General features: G+C 43.4%; 23 protein-coding genes and 1 other RNA gene. 14 read left to right on the forward strand and 10 right to left on the reverse strand.

Features of this window, described 5'->3' with window-relative positions:
• Window positions 1-53: 53 nt before the first annotated feature.
• From nadK to DXX93_RS14565, 3 genes are all read left to right on the forward strand, one after another.
• The gene (gene nadK / locus DXX93_RS14555) at window positions 54-938 is read left to right on the forward strand and encodes an NAD(+) kinase (RefSeq protein WP_116008726.1); all 885 of its coding nucleotides are present in this window, start codon (window positions 54-56) and stop codon (window positions 936-938) included.
• A gap of 108 nt (window positions 939-1046) precedes the next feature.
• Complete coding sequence (gene recN, locus DXX93_RS14560; protein ID WP_116009985.1) at window positions 1047-2750, forward strand: DNA repair protein RecN; 1704 nt, start codon at window positions 1047-1049, stop codon at window positions 2748-2750.
• Between the two features lie 90 nt (window positions 2751-2840).
• Window positions 2841-3188 (forward strand): outer membrane protein assembly factor BamE, encoded by a 348-nt coding sequence (locus DXX93_RS14565; RefSeq protein ID WP_116008727.1) that lies wholly within the window; start codon window positions 2841-2843, stop codon window positions 3186-3188.
• A gap of 196 nt (window positions 3189-3384) precedes the next feature.
• On the opposite strand, the gene DXX93_RS14570 is transcribed toward DXX93_RS14565, so the two are convergent.
• A complete protein-coding gene (locus tag DXX93_RS14570; protein ID WP_116008728.1) occupies window positions 3385-4035 on the reverse strand; it encodes a glutathione S-transferase family protein in 651 nt (216 codons plus the stop codon).
• 436 nt (window positions 4036-4471) lie between these two features.
• Here DXX93_RS14570 and DXX93_RS14575 point away from each other — a divergent pair, with 436 nt between their 5' ends.
• Complete coding sequence (locus DXX93_RS14575; protein WP_116008729.1) at window positions 4472-4777, forward strand: hypothetical protein; 306 nt, start codon at window positions 4472-4474, stop codon at window positions 4775-4777.
• Between the two features lie 154 nt (window positions 4778-4931).
• Here DXX93_RS14575 and DXX93_RS14580 read toward each other — a convergent pair whose 3' ends face one another.
• Both DXX93_RS14580 and DXX93_RS14585 read right to left on the reverse strand, forming a co-directional pair.
• Window positions 4932-5276, reverse strand: a complete 345-nt coding sequence (locus tag DXX93_RS14580; protein ID WP_116008730.1) for an RnfH family protein — start codon at window positions 5274-5276, stop codon at window positions 4932-4934.
• Window positions 5276-5707 carry a type II toxin-antitoxin system RatA family toxin gene (locus DXX93_RS14585; protein WP_116008731.1) on the reverse strand — a complete coding sequence of 144 codons (432 nt, stop codon included), beginning with the start codon at window positions 5705-5707 and terminating at the stop codon, window positions 5276-5278. Before DXX93_RS14585 ends, DXX93_RS14580 begins: the two co-directional genes overlap by 1 nt.
• A 144-nt stretch (window positions 5708-5851) precedes the next feature.
• Here DXX93_RS14585 and smpB point away from each other — a divergent pair, with 144 nt between their 5' ends.
• The 5 genes from smpB (at window position 5852) to DXX93_RS14610 (ending at window position 8920) form a co-directional block, all read left to right on the forward strand.
• Window positions 5852-6340: an SsrA-binding protein SmpB gene (gene smpB, locus DXX93_RS14590; protein WP_116008732.1), complete on the forward strand. Its 489-nt coding sequence runs from the start codon at window positions 5852-5854 to the stop codon at window positions 6338-6340.
• Between the two features lie 135 nt (window positions 6341-6475).
• Window positions 6476-6827, forward strand: a transfer-messenger RNA (tmRNA) gene (gene ssrA / locus DXX93_RS14595).
• A gap of 167 nt (window positions 6828-6994) precedes the next feature.
• Window positions 6995-8005, forward strand: coding sequence for a hypothetical protein (locus DXX93_RS14600; RefSeq protein WP_147302695.1), 1011 nt, complete (start codon window positions 6995-6997; stop codon window positions 8003-8005).
• On the forward strand, window positions 7992-8327 hold the full coding sequence (locus DXX93_RS14605) for an STAS-like domain-containing protein (RefSeq protein ID WP_116008734.1): 336 nt from the start codon (window positions 7992-7994) through the stop codon (window positions 8325-8327). Before DXX93_RS14600 ends, DXX93_RS14605 begins: the two co-directional genes overlap by 14 nt.
• Before the next feature lie 5 nt (window positions 8328-8332).
• Entirely contained in the window at window positions 8333-8920 is a 588-nt protein-coding gene (locus tag DXX93_RS14610) for a hypothetical protein (protein WP_116008735.1), read from the forward strand.
• Window positions 8921-9114: 194 nt separating this feature from the next.
• On the opposite strand, the gene DXX93_RS14615 is transcribed toward DXX93_RS14610, so the two are convergent.
• Window positions 9115-11217, reverse strand: a complete 2103-nt coding sequence (locus tag DXX93_RS14615; RefSeq protein ID WP_374188949.1) for a prolyl oligopeptidase family serine peptidase — start codon at window positions 11215-11217, stop codon at window positions 9115-9117.
• 485 nt (window positions 11218-11702) lie between these two features.
• Between DXX93_RS14615 and DXX93_RS14620 the strand changes: the two genes are divergently transcribed.
• Window positions 11703-12071, forward strand: a complete 369-nt coding sequence (locus tag DXX93_RS14620; protein WP_116008737.1) for a hypothetical protein — start codon at window positions 11703-11705, stop codon at window positions 12069-12071.
• A 140-nt stretch (window positions 12072-12211) separates the two neighbouring features.
• Here the strand turns inward: DXX93_RS14620 and DXX93_RS14625 are convergent, their stop codons facing one another.
• The gene (locus DXX93_RS14625) at window positions 12212-13156 is read right to left on the reverse strand and encodes a LysR family transcriptional regulator (RefSeq protein ID WP_116008738.1); all 945 of its coding nucleotides are present in this window, start codon (window positions 13154-13156) and stop codon (window positions 12212-12214) included.
• Between the two features lie 165 nt (window positions 13157-13321).
• On the opposite strand from DXX93_RS14625, the gene DXX93_RS14630 reads away from it, so the two are divergent.
• From DXX93_RS14630 to DXX93_RS14640, 3 genes are all read left to right on the forward strand, one after another.
• Complete coding sequence (locus tag DXX93_RS14630; RefSeq protein ID WP_147302696.1) at window positions 13322-13549, forward strand: hypothetical protein; 228 nt, start codon at window positions 13322-13324, stop codon at window positions 13547-13549.
• A complete protein-coding gene (locus DXX93_RS14635) occupies window positions 13550-14485 on the forward strand; it encodes a sodium-dependent bicarbonate transport family permease (protein WP_258872675.1) in 936 nt (311 codons plus the stop codon).
• An 86-nt stretch (window positions 14486-14571) separates the two neighbouring features.
• Window positions 14572-15300 carry an Hsp20 family protein gene (locus DXX93_RS14640; RefSeq protein WP_258872676.1) on the forward strand — a complete coding sequence of 243 codons (729 nt, stop codon included), beginning with the start codon at window positions 14572-14574 and terminating at the stop codon, window positions 15298-15300.
• Between the two features lie 174 nt (window positions 15301-15474).
• On the opposite strand, the gene DXX93_RS14645 is transcribed toward DXX93_RS14640, so the two are convergent.
• The gene (locus DXX93_RS14645; RefSeq protein ID WP_116008740.1) at window positions 15475-15936 is read right to left on the reverse strand and encodes a hypothetical protein; all 462 of its coding nucleotides are present in this window, start codon (window positions 15934-15936) and stop codon (window positions 15475-15477) included.
• Between the two features lie 132 nt (window positions 15937-16068).
• On the opposite strand from DXX93_RS14645, the gene DXX93_RS14650 reads away from it, so the two are divergent.
• Complete coding sequence (locus DXX93_RS14650) at window positions 16069-16488, forward strand: MarR family winged helix-turn-helix transcriptional regulator (protein ID WP_181902230.1); 420 nt, start codon at window positions 16069-16071, stop codon at window positions 16486-16488.
• Window positions 16489-16515: 27 nt separating this feature from the next.
• On the opposite strand, the gene DXX93_RS14655 is transcribed toward DXX93_RS14650, so the two are convergent.
• Genes DXX93_RS14655 through icmH form a run of 4 tightly spaced genes read right to left on the reverse strand, consistent with a single transcriptional unit; the run spans window position 16516 to window position 23115 of the window.
• Window positions 16516-17553, reverse strand: coding sequence for a PP2C family protein-serine/threonine phosphatase (locus tag DXX93_RS14655; protein WP_181902231.1), 1038 nt, complete (start codon window positions 17551-17553; stop codon window positions 16516-16518).
• Entirely contained in the window at window positions 17550-18248 is a 699-nt protein-coding gene (gene tagF, locus DXX93_RS14660) for a type VI secretion system-associated protein TagF (protein ID WP_116008743.1), read from the reverse strand. Before tagF ends, DXX93_RS14655 begins: the two co-directional genes overlap by 4 nt.
• Window positions 18245-21739, reverse strand: a complete 3495-nt coding sequence (gene tssM, locus DXX93_RS14665; RefSeq protein ID WP_116008744.1) for a type VI secretion system membrane subunit TssM — start codon at window positions 21737-21739, stop codon at window positions 18245-18247. Before tssM ends, tagF begins: the two co-directional genes overlap by 4 nt.
• Window positions 21739-23115, reverse strand: coding sequence for a type IVB secretion system protein IcmH/DotU (gene icmH / locus DXX93_RS14670; RefSeq protein WP_116008745.1), 1377 nt, complete (start codon window positions 23113-23115; stop codon window positions 21739-21741). The genes tssM and icmH overlap by 1 nt, the downstream gene beginning before the upstream one ends.

The raw sequence follows: 23115 nt of genomic DNA on the forward strand, positions 1-23115 counted from the left end.
AAAATTTAAGAGCGACACTGCCGTTAACAAGAAGAATTCAGGCATATAACGTCATGAGCCAGTTGTATAAAACCGTTGGCCTTATTGGTAAACCAAATCATGATGGCGCTAGTGCGACCATCTCAACACTGCATCAGTATCTAATCGAAAATAACTACCAAGTGTTAGTTGAACGTTCAGTGGCTAGCGCGATTGATGCCGACTGCGAACCCGATATTCAATCACTAACCGATATTGGCGAACAGGCTGATTTGGCAATCGTTGTTGGTGGTGACGGCTATATGCTCGGCGCAGCCCGTGTATTATCCGGCTACAGCATCGGCGTGATTGGCGTTAACCGCGGCAATTTAGGCTTTTTAACTGATTTATCGCCACAGGATGTTATTCCGCCGCTCGAAGCGATATTACGCGGCGAGTCGCGCTCAGAGCAGCGCTTTATTATTGAAGCGGAAGTCTATCGTCACGGTAAACTAAAAAGCTCCAATAGCGCCGTCAATGAAGCGGTGCTGCATGCTGGCAAAGTCGCTAATATGATTGAGTTTGAAGTCTACATCGACGGCAGCTTTATGTTTAGCCAGCGCTCTGACGGCTTAATTGTCTCAACCCCTACCGGTTCAACCGCCTATTCAATGTCGGCAGGTGGGCCAATTTTAACCCCTAACCTAAACGCCCTATCGCTGGTGCCTATGTTTCCACATACCTTAACCAGCCGCCCGATCGTGGTGGACGGTGATAGTGAAATTAAGTTAATTCTCGCTAACGACAATCACGAGAATTTACAAGTGAGCTGCGATGGCCATGTAATTTTAGCGGTCATGCCGGGTGACCAAGTGATCATCAAGAAAAGCCCCTACACATTGCGCCTGATACATCCACTGGATCACAGCTACTTCAACGTGCTGAGAAACAAGTTAAGTTGGGGTAATAAACTTTATTAATTTCATTACCCTAGCCCAGCGCTTATCCCGTTAACTTAATTTTCTACTTGCACCACTGGCAATTACTGTATAAATTAACAGCCATATACTGTTTATATATACATGACTATGCTGTTACAACTGACCATTCAAAATTTTGCCATTGTCAAAGCTCTGGATATCGACTGGCAACAAGGCATGACCACGATCACTGGTGAAACCGGTGCCGGTAAATCTATCGCCATTGACGCCCTTGGCCTGTGTTTAGGTGAGCGAGCGACGACAAACACCGTGCGCCCCGGCGCGAAAAAAGCCGACCTCGCCGCCACCTTTGATGTCACTAACAACGCGCTTGCCCAGCAATGGCTGGCTAGTCAGGAGTTACAGCTAGCTCAATCCGATTCAGATTTAAATGATAATTCCATTGAAGCGCAGGAATGTATATTACGCCGTGTGATCTCTGCTGAGGGCCGCTCTCGCGCCTTTATTAATGGCAGCCAGGTGCCGCTTGCCCAGTTAAAAGAGCTCGGTCAGTTACTGATTAATATTCATGGTCAACACGATCATCAACTTATCATCAAACCCAATGAGCAGCGCAAAATGCTGGATGCATTTGCCGGGCATGATGATCTTATCGACAACGTTGAGCACTATTATCAAAGCTATCGCAAACAAGTAGCAGAGCTAGAAGCACTAGAGCTTAGCCAACAGCAGCGCGAAGCCAAAAAACAATTGTTGCAGTACCAAGTACAAGAGTTGGATGAATTTTCATTACAAGCGGATGAGTTTCAAACACTTGAAGCCGACTTCAAACGCTTTAGCCATAGTCAGCAGATCTTGTCTGACACTATGGAGTCACTGCACATTCTCTCGCAAAATGAACAGTTTAATGCGCTAGATGCACTGCAAAAATGTCACGACACCCTGTCAACACTCGCCCATTACGATAGCGAACTCGCCAATATCGCCACCATAATTAATGATGCTGTGGTACAACTTGAAGAAGCCAATAACGATTTACGCCACTACCACGATCGTTTAGAGCTAGACCCACAAGCCTTCAGCATAATTGAAGAGCGTTACTCGCAAGCCATTCAGTTGGCGAAAAAGCACCAAGTCGTACCCGAGCAATTGCCAGACTATCATCAACAATTAACTCTTGAGCTTAACAGCTTAAATGGTGATGAAACTCGCCTAGCAGGGCTTGCTGATGAAATAGAGCAAACCAAGCAGCATTATTTTGAGGCGGCACAAATACTCACCAATTCACGCATGGCTGCCGGAAAAACACTTAGCAGTGAAGTGACCACCAGTATTCAAACGCTCAATATGCCGCATGGTCAATTTGATGTGGCTATCACCCCACTGTCCTCAGATAGGCCAAGCGCCCAAGGGCAAGACGAAGTATTATTCGTTGTCAGTATTAATCCAGGGCAAAGCTTAGAAGCCATGCACAAGGTGGCTTCAGGTGGTGAGCTTTCCCGTATTAGCCTTGCCATGCAAGTTATTCTTGCCGATAAAGTGGTTTCGCCAACCCTTATTTTCGATGAAGTTGATGTTGGTATTAGTGGCCCAACAGCCGCAATGGTCGGGGCAAAACTGCAACAACTTGCGAACAACACCCAAGTAATTTGTGTCACTCACTTGCCACAAGTTGCTTGTAAGGGGCATCAACAGTTATTTGTAGCAAAATTAACCGATGGCGAGCATACCGAAACCAGTGTTACGGAACTTAGTGAAGGTGCGCGCGTCAAAGAAATTGCCCGTTTATTAGCAGGCAACACCATTACCGAGAGCAGCTTAGCGAATGCTCAAGAATTATTGGCAGGATAACAACGAAGTAAATTTATTGTGAATTGTTTTGTAACTCTCAGTTCGCTTGGGTATTATCCTCTGTCACATGTAGTAGGATTTTAGTTTTTCATGTTAGCAAGAAGCATTATTTTAGCACTTGCGCTGACCACCAGCGCATGTTCAAGTTGGGTTTATCGTATTGATATCCCCCAAGGTAATTACCTTGAGCAAAAAGATATCGACCGCTTACAAGTGGGTATGACGAAAGAACAAGTTAAGTTTATATTAGGTAGCCCGGTTGTAATTGACTCGTTCGAGCAAGATACATGGCACTATGTTTATCAATTTAAGTCAGGCAGAAATTCCGACTTTGATGCGCGCAAAGATTTTGTCGTTAAGTTTGTTGATAACAAACTAGTATCTGCTGAAGGGGATTTTGAACTTTCAGAAAACTTCAATACCCCATATGATAGCTAGAAAAAGATAGCTAAAAAAGCGACTCACCCATTGCCAATCATGAGTAACTAGCAACTTTGCTCAATTAGCGATAAGTGGAAAACTAAAAAAGCAGCCAATTGGCTGCTTTTTTGATGCTGTATTTAGTAAAACTAACTTACTTTCCTTCTTATGAACATACTAGCTCACTAACTTACCAATATACGAAGTAAAGCTTCTATGATTTTGCGCCAGCAAACATTTGTTGTTCGCTTTCAATACACTGCTTAACCATAGGAATACTGAAAAAGCGTTGCTGGAAAGCGGCAAGTTTAGGATATGTAGCCGTATCCAGCTCATAATCTGCGTGAAGCAAATTCACTAAACTCCCACCAATACAAATATCGGCAATGCTCAGCTTATCACCAACAAAAAAGTCACCAGTAAGCTTCGATTCTAAATAAGCAAGCTGCGGTGGAATCAACTCATTGATCACTTCCTGACAACGCTCTACATCAGTTGTGTGATTGAAAAATGCTGGGCCAACAACACGTTGAAAATAAAGGGCAGCAGTAACTTCAGTTAACTTGGTATCCGCATACTCCTCGAACCACAATGCTTGTGCATAGTCATTAGCATCATCTGGGTACAATGAGTTAGTGCTATTCGTCTTTTCAAGGTAAGCAATCATCACAGATGAATCAGCAAAGCTAAAACCATCATCAGTCACGTACACGGGTACTTTGCCTAACGGGCTCACTGCTCTAAATGCTGCATCATCAGAGCCAGGCATCATCATTTGTACTTCATATGGCATATTTTTGTGTTCATGCGCCAAAATCACTTTACGGACATAAGGTGAAGGCGGTACACCTAGAATTTTAGGCATTTTGAGTTCCTTATTATTTAAACGGCCAAATGGGTTTATGTAGTTATTCAGTAGAACCAGACCTCAATTATAGGAATAAATTTTCACAAGTAATTAACTAGCTTGTGAATAAGGCAAACAAAGCAGAATAATATTGTGACAAAAGTTGTCGTAACTCCGATTAGAGAGCTCCGTTAGCAATTGATGTGGTGATGGTAGTTGTATTTACTAATTGTAGATAAAACAGCAGGAAGTAGGCTGGATAAGTTAGTTGGATTGGTCACAACTTGTTCATAGGCTTCACTGGTAGAATTGAAGCAATTTTAATAGGCTCGAGTGTGAGCAAAGCTCAAACTGACATCTAGATTCATAGCAGCTAGATTTCGCGTAGTAAGAGGTTCAATGGAATACTAATTGCTAAAACTTGAAAACGTCAAAATTTTGCTTGGAATTGTCAATGAATAACTCTTTTTTTAAATGGGATCACCTACCAACAACTTTTATGTTGGTAATCATATTTTCGGTATCCAGTTGTTCAAAGAAAGATGAGTTTTGCACTGTAATCGATGATTTAAGAAAAGTTGATACCGTAAAGGTAGTAAACACGTTTGATGACTCAAAAATAGCCTATTTCGTAGACCTTCAGAATAGTTATCAAATATTAGTAAAGAAAAGCCAAGTTGAAGAAGCCTATAAAGTACTAGGTACGTTAGGCATCAAGAATAGAAGTAAGCTTAAAAGCACCTGTAAAGTTGTACATTAACTTAACTAATAGAAACTATTACCAAGTGATTTCGCATTATTGGAGCTGTCGTCGTCTCCTGCAAAATATTGATAGTCTGTCCAAGTCGAACACAAACTTAAATATTAGACAGGGGATATATCTCTGCAATTGAGCGAAGCTAAATCAGATAAAACTATAGCTTAGCTCTTAGGTTGTTAACTCGGCCACCAGTGACTTTATCAGCGCGGCCTTCTTCTTTCGCTTTTTCTGCGCGGCGTTTACGCACTTCTTTCGGGTCGGCAATCAACGGACGATAAATTTCAATACGATCTAAGTCTTCCAACTCGTCACTTAGCTTAGCGGCACGACTCCAAATGCCGACTTTATTTTTAGTCAGGTCAATATCGTCAAACATATCCATAATGCCCGACTCAATAATCGCTTGCTCTATGGTTGTACCTTTAGCAACAGGTAAGGCAATAAGCTCTTGACGGGTCGCCAAGCCATATACCACTTCAATATGAATCTGCTCTGCCATTAGCCGTATACCTTTTTCGCTTGCTGAGTAAATGCCTGAACCATGTTATTAGCAATATTGTTGAAGATTTTGCCAAATGCCAATTCCAATACTTTACTCGAAAATTCATATTCTAGGCTCAGCGTGACCTTACATGCCTCTTCAGACAATACAGTTAAGTCCCAGCTACCGGTTAACTGTTTAAATGGTCCATCTACCAAGTTCAATACTACTTGCTCATTTTCCACTAAGGTGTTTTGTGTGGTAAACCACTTAGTCACGCCACCCTTCGAAATTTTAAGTGCAGCCGTCATAGATCGATCATCTTGCGAGATGATTTTACTGTCGCTGCAATCTGGTAAAAATTGTGGGTAAGCAAGTACGTCATTGATCAGGTTATACATATCACTAACACTGTGCATAACCAAGGCACTACGATGAATTGATGGCATTAATTTCCCCCGTTAAGGGCGCAGATCATAGCAAATCGAAATTAAAAGCTCACTACTAGCACACTAAATTCAATAATTTTTCCGCTGGCGATTCAAAACTGCAGATTAGTCCGTATAATGTGCGCGGTTAACTGTGGAACGATTATGGCCAAGAAAAAATCAAAACAATCAAATAGCAATACCATTGCCCTCAATAAAAAAGCACGTCACAACTATGCACTTACCGACAAGTTCGAAGCGGGTATGAGCCTGCAAGGCTGGGAGATTAAAAGCATTCGCAGTGGCAAGGTCAATATTTCTGATTGTTATGTCATGCTCAAAGACGGAGAAGCCTATCTAGTCGGTAGCGAAATTCTGCCGCTTAATGCGGCCTCTAGCCACGTGGTTTGCGATCCGGTTCGAAGCCGTAAGCTATTGCTAAACCGCCGCGAGCTTGACCGCCTAATTGGTGCCGTTGAGCGAGATGGCTACTCGCTTGTTGCTACCGCCATGTACTGGAAACAGTGCTGGGTAAAACTTGAGTTTTACTTAGGTAAAGGTAAGAAAAGCCACGATAAACGTGCAGATATCAAAGATCGCGAATGGCAGATTGACAAAGGCCGTTTAATGAAAAACAAAAACCTTAATGGCTAACTCAAGCAAATAGCCTAGTTAAGGTATTGGTTGTGATAAAAACAGCGATAACTGGTTAAAAAATACCACGTTGTTTCACAACTCGAAGCGCTGTACAATGCGCTTATTGTAAGTGATTCACTTACCACAAACTTTGGGGCAGATTCAGGATTCGACAAGATTCGCGAAACCCAAGGTGCATGCCCAGGGGCGGTTGGCCTGGTAAAAAGCCGCAAAACTATAGTTGCAAACGACGAAACGTTCGCACTAGCAGCTTAATGCTAGCCATCCCCGCCAAGTTTTACCTGTAGACTAGCGGAGCGATGGTCATACTATACTAGGTTAGCGAGGGAACCTTGTCTGAGGGTGAACCGCGAAACAGTATCAGACTCACCAGAAAGTAGCCTGTCGTTCGGCGACTGACTGGTTAAATAATAGAACGACTAAGCATGTAGGACCGAGGATGTAGGTTTTTTGGACGGGGGTTCAACTCCCCCCTGCTCCACCAATTCTATAAAAAGACATAGCTCTTTGAATTTAATATTAGTAGCAAAACCGTTTACAGCTAATATTAAATTCTTGTATCCACTTAGCGAGAGCAAATGGATAATTTTAAATTCTAAGTAACCTTCCTTGTCTCTATCGATTTTGTAGTGTATTTAAAAATATTTGCGAATGAAAAAGACATTTACACCTCCTAAAACTAAGCAGGTTTATGTGAAGCTGCCAAGAGTATTTAAAGCAGCATATGACCAAGACAATGAGTGCATAACCATTGAGTCTCCAGAGACTCTCTGTATTTACAACCCTAATGAAAGCTATCAAACATACAGATTTGTAAAGTACATAGAAACTGTTATTTTTGAATATGGTACCCGTATTCATATAAGTTTTAGGAATTTAAAAAAGATTACTGCTGCCGCATCGTTATTAATCTTTGCTAGAGTTACCAAATGTCAGCTCTGTCTTAACCAACCTAGTGATTTAGAGATTACCCTGCCTGAAAGCAAAGAAGTAAAAAAAACGCTTGTTGAGAGTGGTTTTTGGAATGGGATAAAGCCCGGTGGAGCTAGTAAAGTAAGAAAGTTAATTCACACTAACAACGGCTATATTAGTGGAAGTAATCATGACTCAGAACACTATGGAAAAGTAATCAGCGCAACACTAATTAACTTAGTGCAAAACGGCGTTAATTTTAGCGTTCCTTCTATACGTATACTGACAAGGGGAATACAAGAAGCAATCCTAAACATTGATTACCATGCATATGACAAGAAAAGCTTAGCAAATCAGTTTGACCAATTAGGGGATAGCCGCTGGTGGCAATGTTGTTGGCTAGACTCCGGTAACAATCAACTAGTTTTTATAATTTATGATGACGGTGTAGGAATCCCACACACGCTTCACGCTCAATACCCGGAACTATCTTCTTCTCAAATAATCGAAGAAGCAATGAAAGTGGGGATAACTAGAACGATGAACCCTGAGAGAGGAAAAGGCTCTAATGATATTATTAAAGCAACTTGTACTTTCCCTAACTCTCACTTAATTGTTATGAGTGGAAATGGCTACTTCAAGAGCGATTCCGAAGGCGTGACAACCAAGGAGCTTCCATTTACACTAGAAGGAACACTTATTCAATGGGTTTTGGACTATTCTGTGGAGAAGATTGATGACTGTTTATGATTTAAGTAACTTTTCAGATACCCCATTTGGTCGATACTCTGACGACAGTAAGCATAATGGAACGGCTTTTAGAGAAATATTGATCGATAAGCTCAAGCAAGCACGACAAGATAAAACAAAGTTAATCGTAGATTTTGATAGCATCAAAATTGGCATAGGCTCGTCTTTCCTAGAGGAAGCATTTGGTGGTTTAGTAAGAAAAGGGTATTTTACCAAAGAGGAACTCACTGGTGAGTTAGGCGTGCTAGATATAAAAAGTGATCAAGACTTTTACAAAAAAGAGATATTTGCATATATAAACGAAGCTAAATTAGAAGGTTAATCTAGTTGATTAATTTTCTTCTTTCTCATGATGAAATAATAAAGTTAATTCTATCAATTTTTGTTCCAATAATGGTTGTTGTTGGATGGAGGTTTATTCAGAAGAATTCACACTCTTTTGCCAAGAGAACAGAATTAAACGGATTAGCAAAAGACGTAAATTCTATAGTTGATGAGACTCTAAAGCTTGCTTCAAGTTACTGGCTTACCCAACTCAGTGATAATGACAAGAATGAAAGAATTTCTTATGAAATGCAGGTAATGTATCAATATCAAAAATTAACTTTAAAAAAGAAAGCACTAAAACATTACAAAGTTGTCTTGGATGACTCTGTTGTAGGCAAACTAAAGCAGGCTCTAACCTTAGATAGTAAGTCTAATCCTTCCAACAATAGCGCTGTATTTTTTAATATAGTTAATGCCGCTTCAAATTTAACAGAGCAATTAGAAAACAAGATTATAGAGAGTAATTTAACTCACACAAAATTTTTGAAATGGGTTGATAAACAGTTAGAAAAAGACGCATTCAAGAAAGGAACTTTAGCCTCTTTGATAGTCATAAATGTGTTTTTATTGTTCTTCAATTTAACCTGAGACTCACTTCATCTAGCATAGAGTTTTTTGCAAAACCTAGCCTTGTTACCCCCTCTAAGAGAATAATGACCCTATAGGTAACTTAGAACTGTGTTATTAATGGGGAAGTGGACAACATTCTTTTATTTTTAAGTGAAAAACCCGCAATTTTGCGGGTTTTATCATTTAGCAATTAGCTTCATTGCTCATCGAAACTATTTTGGCAGTTCGCTAAAGCCCATATTAAACAAAGTAAACGCGTAAATATCGGCGTATTGTTCAATGGTTTTTGAAACGGGTGTGCCTGCGCCGTGACCTGCATTGGTTTCAATGCGGATCATGGTTGGAGCACTGCCGGCCTGCTTAGCTTGCAGTTCAGCAGCGAACTTAAATGAGTGAGCAGGTACAACGCGGTCGTCATGGTCGCCTGTGGTTACAAGTGTCGCAGGATAGCTTACGCCCGCTTTCACATTATGCACTGGCGAGTAACCTTTTAAGTACTCAAACATTGCTTCGCTTTGCTCGGCTGTACCGTAGTCGTATGCCCAACCTGCGCCAGCAGTAAAGGTGTGGTAGCGCAACATATCAAGTACGCCAACCGCTGGTAGTGCGACTTTCATTAAGTCAGGGCGCTGGGTCATCACCGCACCGACAAGTAAGCCACCGTTTGAACCACCGTTAACAGCTAAGTAGTCGCTTGATGTGTAGTTTTGGTCAATCAGGTATTCACCAGCAGCAATAAAGTCGTCAAATACATTTTGCTTTTGCAATTGTGTACCTGCTTTATGCCATGCTTTGCCGTATTCACCGCCACCGCGTAAATTCGCAACGGCATAAATGCCCCCTTGCTCCATCCAAACCGCACGCGTCACGCTAAAGTATGGTGTTAAGCTTACGTTAAAACCACCGTAACCATATAGGATGGTTGGGTTCTTACCGTTCAGCTCAAGCCCTTTTTTATGGGTGATCATCATTGGCACTTTCGTGCCATCTTTTGAGGTGTAAAACACTTGCTTAGACACGTAATCGTTGCTGTCAAACTTAGCACCTGATTCGCGGTATACATCAACCTTGCCAGTGTCTGGCGTTAGCTTGTAAATCGTGCCGGGGGTTTTGTAGTTGGTGAAAGAGAAATAAAGTTCTTTGTCGTCTTTCTTACCATCGATTTCACTGGCACTACCTGGCCCTGGCAAGGCAATTTCACGAACTTTGTTGCCTCGATAGTCGTACTGATACACTTTAGAAATAGCGTCAGCCATGTATTCAGCAAAGAAGTAGCCAGCCCCTGTTGAAACCGTTAACACGTCGTCAGTTTCAGCAATCAGGTCTTGCCAATGCTCTGGTGATGGCTTACTTGCATCAACCGTTACCACCTTTTTGTTTGGTGCATTTAGGTTAGTGACTAAGTAAAGCTTGCTACCTTGGTTTTCAATCACATACGTGTCTGAATCAAAGTTATCTAAAATGGTAACTAGCGGGCTATTGGGGCGTGTTAAGTCTTTTAGGTAAAGATCGTTACCTGACGTAGACGTTGCGCCGCTAATCAATAAATAGTTGTCGTCTTCAGTGACATAGCCAGCCACATAACGGCGCTTTTCCTCTTCCGTTGCACCGAAAATAACAGGGTCATTCGCTTGTGATGTACCTAGCTCGTGGTAGTAAAGTTTGTGCTGGTCAGTTTTGGCTGAAAGCTCGCTGCCTTCTGGCTTGTCGTAACTAGAATAATAAAAGCCTTTGTTGCCAACCCATGAAATGCCAGAGAACTTCACATCGACGAGTGGCGCTTCTAGCACTTTTTTCGTTTCAGCATCAATAATGATGATTTTTCGCCAGTCGCTGCCACCTTCAGAAATTGAGTAAGCGGCAATTGAGCCATCTTTAGAAAAGCTTAATTGCGCTAGTGACGTGGTGCCATCTTCGCTAAAGCTGTTAGGGTCTAAAAAGACTTCCGGCTCGCCACCTTCAACCATACGGTAAACCACGTATTGGTTTTGCAGGCCATCATTTTTGTAGAAGTAGGTGTATTTTCCTTCCTTGAAAGGCGCCCCCACTTTTTCATAATTCCATAAATCAGCCAAACGCTCTTTTAGCTGTTCGCGGTACGGAATTCGGTCTAAATAATTAAAGGTGACTTGGTTTTGCGTTTTTACCCAAGCACCTGTTTCTTCACTGCGATCGTCTTCTAGCCAGCGGTATGGGTCGGCAACGTCTTTGCCAAAGTAGGTATCGACGACCTCGCCTTTGCGAGTAATTGGGTAAGCTTTCCTGTCAAAACTAGCGTTATCAACACTACTGTCAGCTTGAACTGTTTGCTTCATCACTTTTTCACTATTATCTAAACCAGAACAGCCAGCAATTAAGCCTGCCGTTAACACGCTCACCGAGACTAACCCCGTGAATTTTTTATTCATTTCTGCACTCCTATGCATTTCGTCAGCGCTAGTGTACACAAAAACAGGGTACACAAAAATACAAGAGCAAAACTAGCGATAACACCCCATTAAGACTTGCACTGACACGATTAGCGTACGCCTAAAATTAATGACCGAGCCTACGCCAGAGTTAAAACAAGAACTAACACCGAAAACGAAACCGTTGGCTTTGGCTTTGGCTTTGGCTTTGCTGCGATGATGATACGTTAGCCCGCCTAAAAACGTTCGCCAGAAAAACTTATCTATTCAATATCAGCTGAATTCAAACAAACATTAATTAGATCTTTATCGAACATAAAGTTAAATATTATCTATTTCTATCTAATCAAAAAATTAGGCAGGATAAGGTCAGTTCTTTAACGGAGGTGACTATGAAATGTTTTATCCATGCCAACAACGTTCAATTGACGAGGGGCTTTAGGGCGCAAATAGCAAATCGTATTAAAAGTGCGCTTTGCAGAGTTGAAGCAAAAGTAAAGTTCGTCGTCGTTAGCTTCCAAGACATCAACGGCTTACGCGGCGGTAAAGACAAACAATGCAAGCTTAAAATCGTCGTTGACGGCGTTAGTAATGTCCAAATTGTCGATGCCCAGTCTACGCCACAAGCTGCGTTTGGCCTCGCACTGGGCAGATCGAAACGCGCGTTAACTGAGCGTATTAAAAAGCCGATGCGTCATTACAAAAAAGCACGTTCCAAGGTGCGTGAAGACATGACGGAGCTTACGGCTGAGCCTGCATAACTTGTACTAGCTCAATGTTTGCCTGTCGTAAACAAGGCTTAAACATAGCTCAAACACAAAACTTAGCTTGCAACACCTAGTTCACAACATCTAGTGATTCGTTTTTCCACCATTAAACCACTTGGCTCAAAGCATTAGCGTTATTGTAATGCTTTGAGCTTAATGGCTTGCTTCATCATTTCTCTTCCTTCCGTTTCAACATAGTTCAAGAACACTTTAGCGATTGGCGACAAGTGATCTGACTTCGTCCAAGAGAACGACCACTTTGATTGAATAGGCAAGCCTTCGACATTAAGCACTTTAACGTTATAAATCTCACCAAAAGCGAGTGTATGGGCTGAGAGAATAGAAACGCCTAATCGAGACAGCACCGAATGAATAATGGCTTCATTACTGGCAATCGTCATTTTGATCTTAGGGCTAACCGCTTGCGCCTCAAAGAAGCTTTCTGTGGCGTAGCGAGTGCCTGAGCCAGATTCTCTGATCAGAAAGTCATGCTGACAAAATGTGTCGAGCGAAATTTTCTTCTGTTGTGCGAGTGGATGGTTTTGCTCAGCAATGGCGACCAAATCATTCGACATAAATTCAATGGTTTCAAGATCTAACCCTTGGGGCACATAACTAAAGACATAAAAGTCGTCCAGCCCTTGCTCAAGACGCTCAATTACCTGCTGACGATTAGCCACGGTAAACTGAATATCAATGCCCGGGTAACGCTCGCAAAATGGGCCAAGTAAATGTGGAATAAAATATTTCGCTGTGGTGGCACTGGCAAGCCGCAGAGTACCGGATTTTAAACCGCGCAAATCCGATAATTGCATATCTAATGCTTCGCAGCTTTGCAGTATTTGCTGAGCGGTTTTGACTGTAACTAGGCCGGCGTCGGTGAATTTGAGCTTGCGGCCGACCTGATGATAAAGCGGCAGCCCAATCGCTTCACTGAGCTTTTTCAACTGCATAGACACTGTCGGCTGGGTTAAAAATAATCGCTCAGATGCAGCTTTAATACTGCCTCCTTGATGCACAGCCAATAAAATTTCCAGCTGCCTAAATGTACCTATATGTGCGTGAAGTCTTGAAGACATAACCACCTCAATTAGATTTTAACCTAACCACTAAATAGTAATTATCTATTTTTATCTAATCGGTTTACTTTGTAAACTTTCTTTATTGAGGCGTTAGTGGGAACTGCACCGTTCTGGCTCCCGCAAAGTTTAACAAATTCCCTACTCAATACTTAGGAGAATAATGTGAGTAACCAGAGCAAACGAAGCATAATTTTGCTGATGATCACTAGCCTAATGCTATATGGCTTTTACTACACTAGCGTGCAGATTGGTAGCGAGCTATTTGCCTTTGCCATGCTTGCCACTGTGTTAATGACGGTTGCATTAATAACGTTAAGCAAGCTGACCATAACGGGCAAAAACCGAGCCTCAAAATCACTCGCTTTACCTGACGCGTTAAGAGAAGAGTAAATGATGATTGTCGATGCTGTCGTTGCATTTTTTATTCTTGGTATCGTTTGCCAACTGCTGGGTGCGAAAATGGCCTTTCCTGATGGCCTATACAAAGCACTCAGTATGTTTTTGATGATCGCCATTGGTTTAAAAGGCGGTTTAGCCCTGCAAGCGCATGTTGACCCAAGCCTGCTGACCATGTCGATTGCCGTTATCGCGTTTGGTTTGGTATTGCCGCTGGTGGCTTATCCACTGCTTCGCTATTTCGGCCAGCTAGATAAGATTAACGCTGGTGCTGTTGCAGCGCACTACGGCTCTGTAAGCGTTGCTACCTATGCCGTTGCAGTTGCCCTGCTGGAAGCCAATAACATTAGCTATGAAGCCTATTTTCCTTTGTTTGTCGTGTTGTTAGAAATGCCCGCTATCATCATCGGTTTAATGCTGGCTAAAGGTAACCTGAAGGTTGTTAATGGCGAATTTATTAAAAAAGAGTTAGTTGCTAACCCAAGTATCTTACTCATGCTTGGTGGCTTAGCTATCGGTTATGTGGGCGGCACGAGTGTGGAGAAGTTATCGCCTTTCTTTATCGAGTTGTTTTCTGGCGTGCTGGCACTGTTCCTGTTAAAGATGGGCATTATCGCAGCAGAGCAGTTAACAGCCCTCAAGAAGAACAGCCTATTTTTAGTCAGCTTTGCGATTTTAATGCCGATGATTGGCGGCTTAGCTGGCACAGGGTTGGGATTGTCGATGGGGTTAAGCGCAGGTGGCGTGGCATTAATGGCGGTGCTAGGCGCTAGTGCCTCATACATCGCAGTGCCCGCGGCAATGAAGCAAAGTTTGCCAGAGGCCAATGCTGGCATGTCGATAACCGCTTCATTGGGGATTACCTTTCCATTTAACGTGTTAATCGGCGTACCGTTTTTTATTGCGCTAGGCAGCTACTTAGTGCAATAACCATAGGAATATGGCGAGGTAACAGTTTGAAAAGCAGCTTAGCTATTGCCAACAATAGCTGCATTATTACTTTTGGAGGAGGATGTATGATGAACTCAGTTGATTTAAGCCCACTCTACCGCAGTAGTATTGGCTTTGACGGGTTATCCGGCTTGTTAGATAACGCACTAGCTTCAACCAGCGAGGTCAGTAGTTATCCAGCATATAATATCGAAGTGGTCGCTGAAAACTGCTACGCCATTACCATCGCCGCGGCAGGCTTTGCCGACGACGAACTTAACATTCAAGTTGAGCAAGGCGAGCTGCTTGTTACGGGTCAAAAGCTCAAAAATGCCAATCGACAGTACCTACACCACGGCATTATCACGCAAAGCTTTGAACGTAAATTTACGTTGGCAGAATATGTTGAAGTAACGCGTGCCAAGCTTAGCCATGGCTTACTTGTTATTGAATTGGTGAAAACTCTGCCTGAATCGGCAGGTGCCACCTGTATCGCCATTAGCCACCCATATCAATCGGCGACTAAGCCCAGCTTTGTCAGGGCGAACCATTTAGCGAAAAACACCGCCCAAAAAAGCACCGCTGCAACAACCACTGGCGCGAAAACCCGTGACACAAAAACAAGTAGTGCCACTCACTCCAACAACACGCGTAAAGCTGTGCCACCAAGTCAGTTGACTGATCCCCCAGTAGCAGGCGCAAAAAGCAAAGAGGAAACTCTATCGACAGATACTCCTTCTGAAGCGAAACAAAAAGTAGCTTCAGCAAAAGCAAAGCCAGCACAATCTGCTCAAGTGCACTGGTTTAATGGCTAGTAAACCTATGCGCTAAATCTACGCACTAAACCTATACGCTAAACCTATGCACTAAAATATATGGCCATCACCACTGAAACAGGGCTTGTACTGAGGCTTGTATTGGCGCTCTAATATCACTGATACAAGCCATTTTCCTATACGATAATCAGTTATCACAATTTGCAACAAAGGCTATTGTTGCTTCGCTTTCGTGATCACTTCCTGCTCTATTTCAATATTCACCATCACTGCGGTAACACTGGCAAACAGTAGCCCTACGGGCAACGCATAAAGAAAACTCATTAAGTACAAATTAAAAAACTGATTTACTGAATTAAAATTTTGAATACTAGCGGTCGTCGTTAGTGCCATTATTGATTGTAAAATCAGTGTCATAACCACGCCAAGTAGCAGGTTACGGAGCATATCCGGCCAGCGAGAAAACACGCGTCGGATAAGCTGATAAAGGGCCAAAAACATTAAGCCGCCAATAGGCAGTACGCTCACCAGAGCGAATAAAAAAGCACGACTCCAGGCATCAAAAAAACCGCGAAATGTCATGAGATTAACCCATGTCATGATGGTAATAATCACTGCGATGAGTGTCAGAATTACAGGTAACTTCTTGAGTAAATGCTTAAAATTAGAATGCATATTCTCTACAACAAAATTCTTATTTGGATTGAAAAGCGTCAGACAATTGCATATTGTTGACATTGTCAACTATATTTCAATTTGGTTGACTTCATCAACCAAGTTTACAAATTGATGCATTTTGGAAAAGTTATGGAATTGGGCGAATCGCTCTTTGACTTGATACATACAGTGCGCAGTAACATTTTGCATAAAGTCAAAATGTTAAATGTGGATTTAACCCCAATGCACTTAAAATCATTAACAGTTATTAGCAACATTGAGCATTGCACAGGGCAAAAGCTCGCCGCTGTGATGGGGCGAGATAAAGCACAAATCAATCGCTTAATTAAGGCATTAGTAAGCCAAAAGCTAGTCGTTAAAAAAGACAATCTTGAGGACAAAAGAAGCCAGTTGTTAGTGCTCACTCCTGCGGGGTTAGTGATAATGGAGGCTTTCAAACAAGCAGAAAAAGAAGTCTTTGAAAAAATGCTGGTCGATGTACCACACTCACAACTGACGACTTTTATTGATACCGCCAAACAACTCAGAGCCAACTTAGAGCCTAATTAAAATAAAATAAGCAAGCCTTAGCTTTAATCAAATAAGTTGAAAACCAGTAAAAATCAGTATCAAGATTATCGCTAAAATTACCGATAAAAAGGCTCGGTTGGCTCTTGGCGCTGGACTAATATCCCCCTCTAAAGGCTGCTCTGTAGCAACCGCTTGACTGATACGCAACGTCGGCTCTTTGTGCGGGTTAGGGATACTGTCATCTACTTCTTCCAATATATCCTGCAGCTGACTGTGATACTGGCGGTCATCGATATCGCCCAGATAATACGCGAAACTTGTCGCCTCCAAATCGCTATTCCAACGCGTTAATTGCTCTACTTTTAACGGTTTATATGGAACTCCCTGAGCACTCAGCAGCACACAGGTAAAGTTATCTTTTGCGCCAGCAGCCAAGGTCATTTCGCTTATGGTGCTTAACATCTTCTCGGGATTAGATTCGCTGCGAAATAATTCAGATAACTGGTCATCAGTTACTTCGCTGGAAATGCCATCGCTGCACAACATCAAACGCTGAAAGTGCGATAAGTCCAGCAACTTACAATCGATATATAAATTTTGGTGAGCGCCTACAGCCCGCGTAATAATATTAGTTCGGGGTAACTGTGCGTATTCATCCTGAGTCAGTTTGCCCATTTTCATCAGCTCTGTTGCTTGGTTGTGATCCCAAGTTAAGCTCTCAAAGTTACCATGTGAATAACCATAGCAACGGGAGTCTCCAGCCCAAATCAGCACACCTAAATTGCGCCATTTACAGAGTAGTACGACTGTTGAACCCATTGATTTTCCAGCCAACTCTGTTTCAGCATAGTGAAAAATATCGCGACTCACCGTTTGAAGAACGCGCTCTAGTTGGTTAAATAACGTTGCCAGTGACTCTGCCACTTCAACACTTTCAAAGGCATCAACGATCATCTTACTCGCCAGTGCACCACTTTCTCCCCCCCCCATGCCATCGGCAACTAACCACAGCTGCGTTTCATCATTAATGAAAAAGTTGTCTTGATTCTCAGCGCGAACCAAGCCAGTTTCACTGATTGCAAGACTCTGCCAACGTTGAATCAACTGACTTGCTCCGCTTCTAAGAAAGTGTCGAAACAATGAGGCGCTGGCAACTGACTAAATATTCTTAGCTGTGGACATCGCGTTTGACTGCCGCTTGTCCACCAAGCACTGTAGCAAGCGGTATGGGTATAAATTAGTGGCTCGATTAGGCCTGCCAATTCTCCCGCTAAAGCAGACACTTCACTTAATCTGACGGCAACAATTTCTCCTTCACATATGGGTAGCTCATTCGTTGTTAACAGCGCTGTTTTTACACTTTGTTTTTGACTACTGTGCTCTAACTCTGTTTGCACTTCATCAAGGTCAAGTTCCTCAACATCAAGCAGTGAAATGGCGAAATCTTCTAACTGCTCAAAATAACGATTTAACTGCACCACTAGCCCAAATACGTTGCTTGGCAGCTCTGCTTGAAGAAAAATCGCAAACGAGTATATTCGCCCAACTTTATCGGTACTTGGCATCATCATACCCAGTGTCACAACACTTTGGTCATCGTCATTAGGCAACAAAAATCGCCAAACGGGCGCATTTAAATATCGCTGGTGCCATTGCTCTTTCAACTGTAATTGGGCACATTCGAGCGACTGGCTAAGCCAGTTGTCCCACTTGTCAATCAGCTCAGGGGCAACGTTACGTGTAATAAAATCGCCATAACTGGGCAGCTTGCCATAAAAACCGATGCGCTTAATCATCATTGGAACGACTCCAAGCAACGAAATCCCGCTAATGGCGCATTCACGAACGGATTGGGAGCATAAGGAGAGCTGATGTCATACACAGCTTCAAAGCCGTCAATCGCAAAATTTACGCTTACGCGGTTAGCATCTATCGTGCGCAGCTGATGTTTGTTGATTAACCTAAAAAACGCAAAAGGCCCCTCGTCTCGGTCGATCAAATCACTGCCATCTGCCCGCTTGAATGACAGCATTATTTGTTCAACAACTTGCTGTGACGGCCAAACAATTAGCTCATTTATTTGTGGGCCAAATTGATACGCTAGTTTTTGTCCTGACACATTTAAACTAACTTGCGACAGTCTTGCATCAAGCTCTGCTGGCCTGAACATCAATTGCACTGACGCGTTATCTTTATCCTGCGCAAAGTAACTTTCTTGAATTTTCGCGACACGCTCAAAGAACCGGAGCACTTGCTCGCCGTAACGCATGCCCATTGGGATGTTGGAGCGCCATCTCCACGGATAGCTGGCATTATTAACCAAGACTTGCAAATGTTGCTCGTAATACTGTTGTAAAATACCTTGAGCCCCGAATAAACGATTAAAGTCGCTGAGTAACACATCTTGTGAAGCGGTTGGAGTAAAAGGAAAACGAGACTGCGTAATTGCCTGACACGTCGTCAAATACTCAGCTAGCCAAATTTGAGCGATGTCAGCTCTGGTGCCTTTTTGTAGAACACTTTCAGCGTTTTTCGCCAATTCTTGCAGCCAGCGTTTAATGGGCGTAGGTTGGCGCGCGGCAAATGTTTTGAGCGCAATGACTGGCTTCATGTTTTGCTCTAATTCTTGATAGTCGCTTGCACTGCCAATCGCCTTGAGGTCGTTAAAATGAACATAAAGTGCGGAAAGGCGCGTCAGTAGCCGATCTTCAAACGCCGCTTGTGAATCTGCGTTCCTTAATCGCCGAATCCCACGAAAAGCCCTATCAATACTTTGTGTCGGCGAGTTAACCGCTTCATTATTATCGCGACTTCGCGCAGACAATATCCGCCCAATTGTACTTTGCGATTTAACGCCTTGCGCTGCTAATTGCTTAACTAAATTTTCGTCTTTAACATCCGTGCTAACGAGCAGCGTTTGCAGGAAATAAAGTAACGACGAGTTTTCACCGCTGGCATTTTCCAAGGTATTAATGGCGTCGTCCAAGGTGGCAAACGAGCGAACATTTAACTGACTTAACAAGCCACGCCAGTTATCAACAAAGTCACGGGCATAATGGCTCAGCATTTCATTGCGCAATACGATTGGCGAAGGCATTTGCACTTGCTCTCCCAACACCCAGTTGTCTTGTGCGGTGGTCGCAATGTACTTGGCTAGCTCTTGGGTACTCACTTTATTGAAAAATTCAGCGGTATAAAGCGCATTTAACTGAACTTTTTTCGCACCATTTTGAGCACCTCTGACAGTAAAAAACTGCTCCCATTGCGCACCAGCGAGATCTGCCATGCCTAACACTAAGCGGGTATCATGAATGTAGCTTTGCTTGAACTGATAATAATACAGCTCAGCAACAGGGCGTTGATTGAGTTTTCTGCGCGTGGCACTAATTAGCTGCTGATCAAGCTCAGCGGTGCGCAAGCCATCATTAATATAGTAAGAAAAGTGTTTGGCAAGTTGCTCACTTTGCGCACCGGAAAGTCGATATTGCAACGACCAAGCAACGGATAACCAATCGGATAAAAACTCGGGGTTACGCCGCTCGGTGTCATTGAGCATCAAATAGGCCTTTAGCCCCTGAAACAGCAGCTCGGTATCGGCATTGCGATTCGCCAATTGGCTTTCAAGCGTCGCTTTAACAGCCGGAAATAGGATTAGCTCTAACATTCGCTGATAGCTTTCGGTGAGCGAATCACGCAAGCTTCCTGCGACTCCTAGCCCTAAATAACCAATGCCGCTGGCGCGCACATTTTCTAATTCATCGAGAGATTTGGCGATATGGTTTAGCGGTGCTAAGGCGCCTGGTAAACGTTTGTATTTGTCGCTATTTACATTCTCTGGAGCGTATTGGGCTTGCCAATACGTGAGCTCTTGCTCTGTTTTTGCGATAACATTTTGACTGTGATTGTGACTGTAAAGCCATCCCATCAGTAGTAAGCTACTGGCGATTAACACGCTTAGATAGCCCACTCTGAGCATTATCCGTTTACGGCGCTCAAAGCGCGCTTCAACGCCAAATTCGTTTGCTTCTGGAAAAACAACCTGCTGGAGTAAGTCTTTGATAAAATAGCTTCTAGGCTCAGCAGTAAACCCCAAGCTTGGCCTTGCACTTAACCCAATACTTTGCGCGACCGAAGACAACAGTTTATCTATCGCAGCACCATGCTGAGTGCCACTGGTAAAGTAAATGCCTCTTACTTTACTGGCTCGGTAATAGTGATCACTGGTCGATAACTCACTGACAATTTGCGAGAGCAGGCTTTCAAGCCCGGCAATTTGATGGCTAAACTGGTATACCAAGGCTTTGCGACTTGGATCTCGCTCTAGCTCAATTCGCCGCCATTGTCGTTGCGTAATTGACCTGACTAACTGACTAAAACTCGCTTTAAAGCCGTCAATGCCATTGGAATTTGCCCCTTGCTTTTCGTCAAAAGTAATGCCAAAAACCTGCTCTCGTTCGCGATAACCGAACATTTCAAAGTAAGTGGTAAAGCCCGGTATTTTATCGCTTTTGGTCAACATCACGTACACCGGAAAGACCACATTGAAGCACTCATTTAACTCATTAATGCGCTGTTTTGCTTGGCTTATTAGTTGGGCAATGGCGTGGTTGCTGCCCGTTAGCAGCTCTTCCATGCTAAACGATAACAAAATGCCATTAACCGGCTTTTTCCGATATTTACTAATTAAACTCAGAAATTTTTGCCATGCGGCACTGTCGACTTGGGTGTTGCTTTCTTGGCTGGTGTAACGGCCAGCGGTATCAAGCAATACCGCATCTTGCGTAAACCACCAGTCGCAATTTTTAGTGCCGCCAATGCCTTTAACGGATTGATTACCAAATTGCTGCGCTAATGGAAACTCAAGACCAGAGTTTGACAGCAGCGTGGTTTTGCCCGATCCCGGCGAGCCAATAATCATGTACCAAGGCAACTCCGCCAGTGATCGGTTACCACTAGAATTGCGCTTGAGCACGGCAACGGCCTGTTCAAACTTTTCCTTTAACGCCGCCGCTTCCGCTGATTTTTCTTGTGCGAGTTGCGACTGCTCTTGTAGTTCTTGTGATAACGCTTCATTTTGTCGCTGTCTTTTGGTGTAGCGATAGAATGCAAACAACAGCCAGACCAACAACACCAGTGAGATAAAAAACAATTTATGCGGGTAAGTGGCAAAAGGCCGCCAGTCGGCAAATGCGAAATAGTGCCCTAACAAAAGCACCAGCAAAGCAAACACGATAAAGAACACCAATGGCATAAACCAAGGCTGAGCAAATAGCCGTTTAATCGCTGCCATTAGTTCGCCCCTTTGGCAAGTAGCACTATGTCTACTCGACGGTTTAATTGCCGGTTCTCTGCGCTATCGTTGGGCTTGAGTGGTTGCGTGTCGGCCACGCCACGCGCAATGTAACGCCCCGGCTGAGGATTGACGCCAGCTAACCAATCTTTGACAGCATTGGCGCGTTTTAATGAAATGACCCAGTTAGATTCAGCCTTGCCGGTCGAATCTGTGTGTCCGACGATTAACAGTCGGCCTTGGAACTCGGTTAACAGTTGTGCAATTGCCGATGTGCTTGGCAAGCTTTCAGCCGCAGGAACAGTGCTGCCACTGGCAAACAAGGCTGGGTGCACTAAGTGAATGACAGCAAAACCATCTTGCTCGCCAAGCATGACTTTTTGGGCATTAATATCAGCGCGCAATAGCGCACTTAAATTGATTGGCGTTTTACCAGTGTCTGCAGAAGTCGGCTGATTATAATTCATCAGCTCTTGGTCAATAATATCTTGCCAGCCAACTTTCGCTAACATTTGGTAAACAGGCTCAGTTTGCTTGCGTAGGTCGAAGAACAAAAACAGATAAGTAGCGCTCAATATCAGCAGTAAAATCGATGCCCACAGCCAAGGGGATGTGCTGATTTTGCTCGCCTCATTGCCCCTACCTATGCCCCGCCACTGAGGCGACAGCTCAGTGTCTGCTTGTGGGTAATACTGCTCTAATATTCGCGCTAGCTTTTGTTGTACGGCAAACAGCCCCGCCCCTTCATCTTTTGCTAATCGATATTTACCACAAAACCCGGTTGCCAAGCAGACGTAGGCAAGCTCGATAAGCGCGATGTTCTGGCTAAGGTTTGCTTGTAATTTATCAAGAATTAGGAAAAACTTTTCGCCGCCCCACGTTTCGTTGTGATACTTACTTAACAAGGTCTGCTGTGACCAACTACTTTGGCTTCCCCATGGGGTATTTAACACCAGTTCGTCCACTAAACAACACAGCATATAACGGGCGAGGACAATTTTGTCGGCGGGATAGCCGAGCGCCGTTAAATTTGATTCAAAGCCCGTAAATAAACTTTCCACTTCGCGCCTAATGGATGTCACGTCAGCCATTGGCTCAACACAATTTAAATTGCCAACAAACACTAAAATATCATTCGCATTGGCGAGGTAAGTATTGGGTAAGCTACCAAACGTTAAGTCGTGAACATGATGAGCGGCTGGGTGTTGTTGACTGCTTGGCGTTAGGTGTGAAGGTTGGTGACCAAGCGGCGATTGCTCGCCAGGTGCAGGATGAATGTTATCCGGTTGGCTCTGTCCAAAGCCATTGCCCGGGGCTGGGCGCCTCCGACCGCCGGGGTTGGGCATAATTATTGTTTTATTGCCATCGTCAGCCAT

Origin of the sequence: Thalassotalea euphylliae (genome assembly GCF_003390335.1) — a bacterium.
GTDB lineage: Bacteria > Pseudomonadota > Gammaproteobacteria > Enterobacterales > Alteromonadaceae > Thalassotalea_F > Thalassotalea_F euphylliae_B.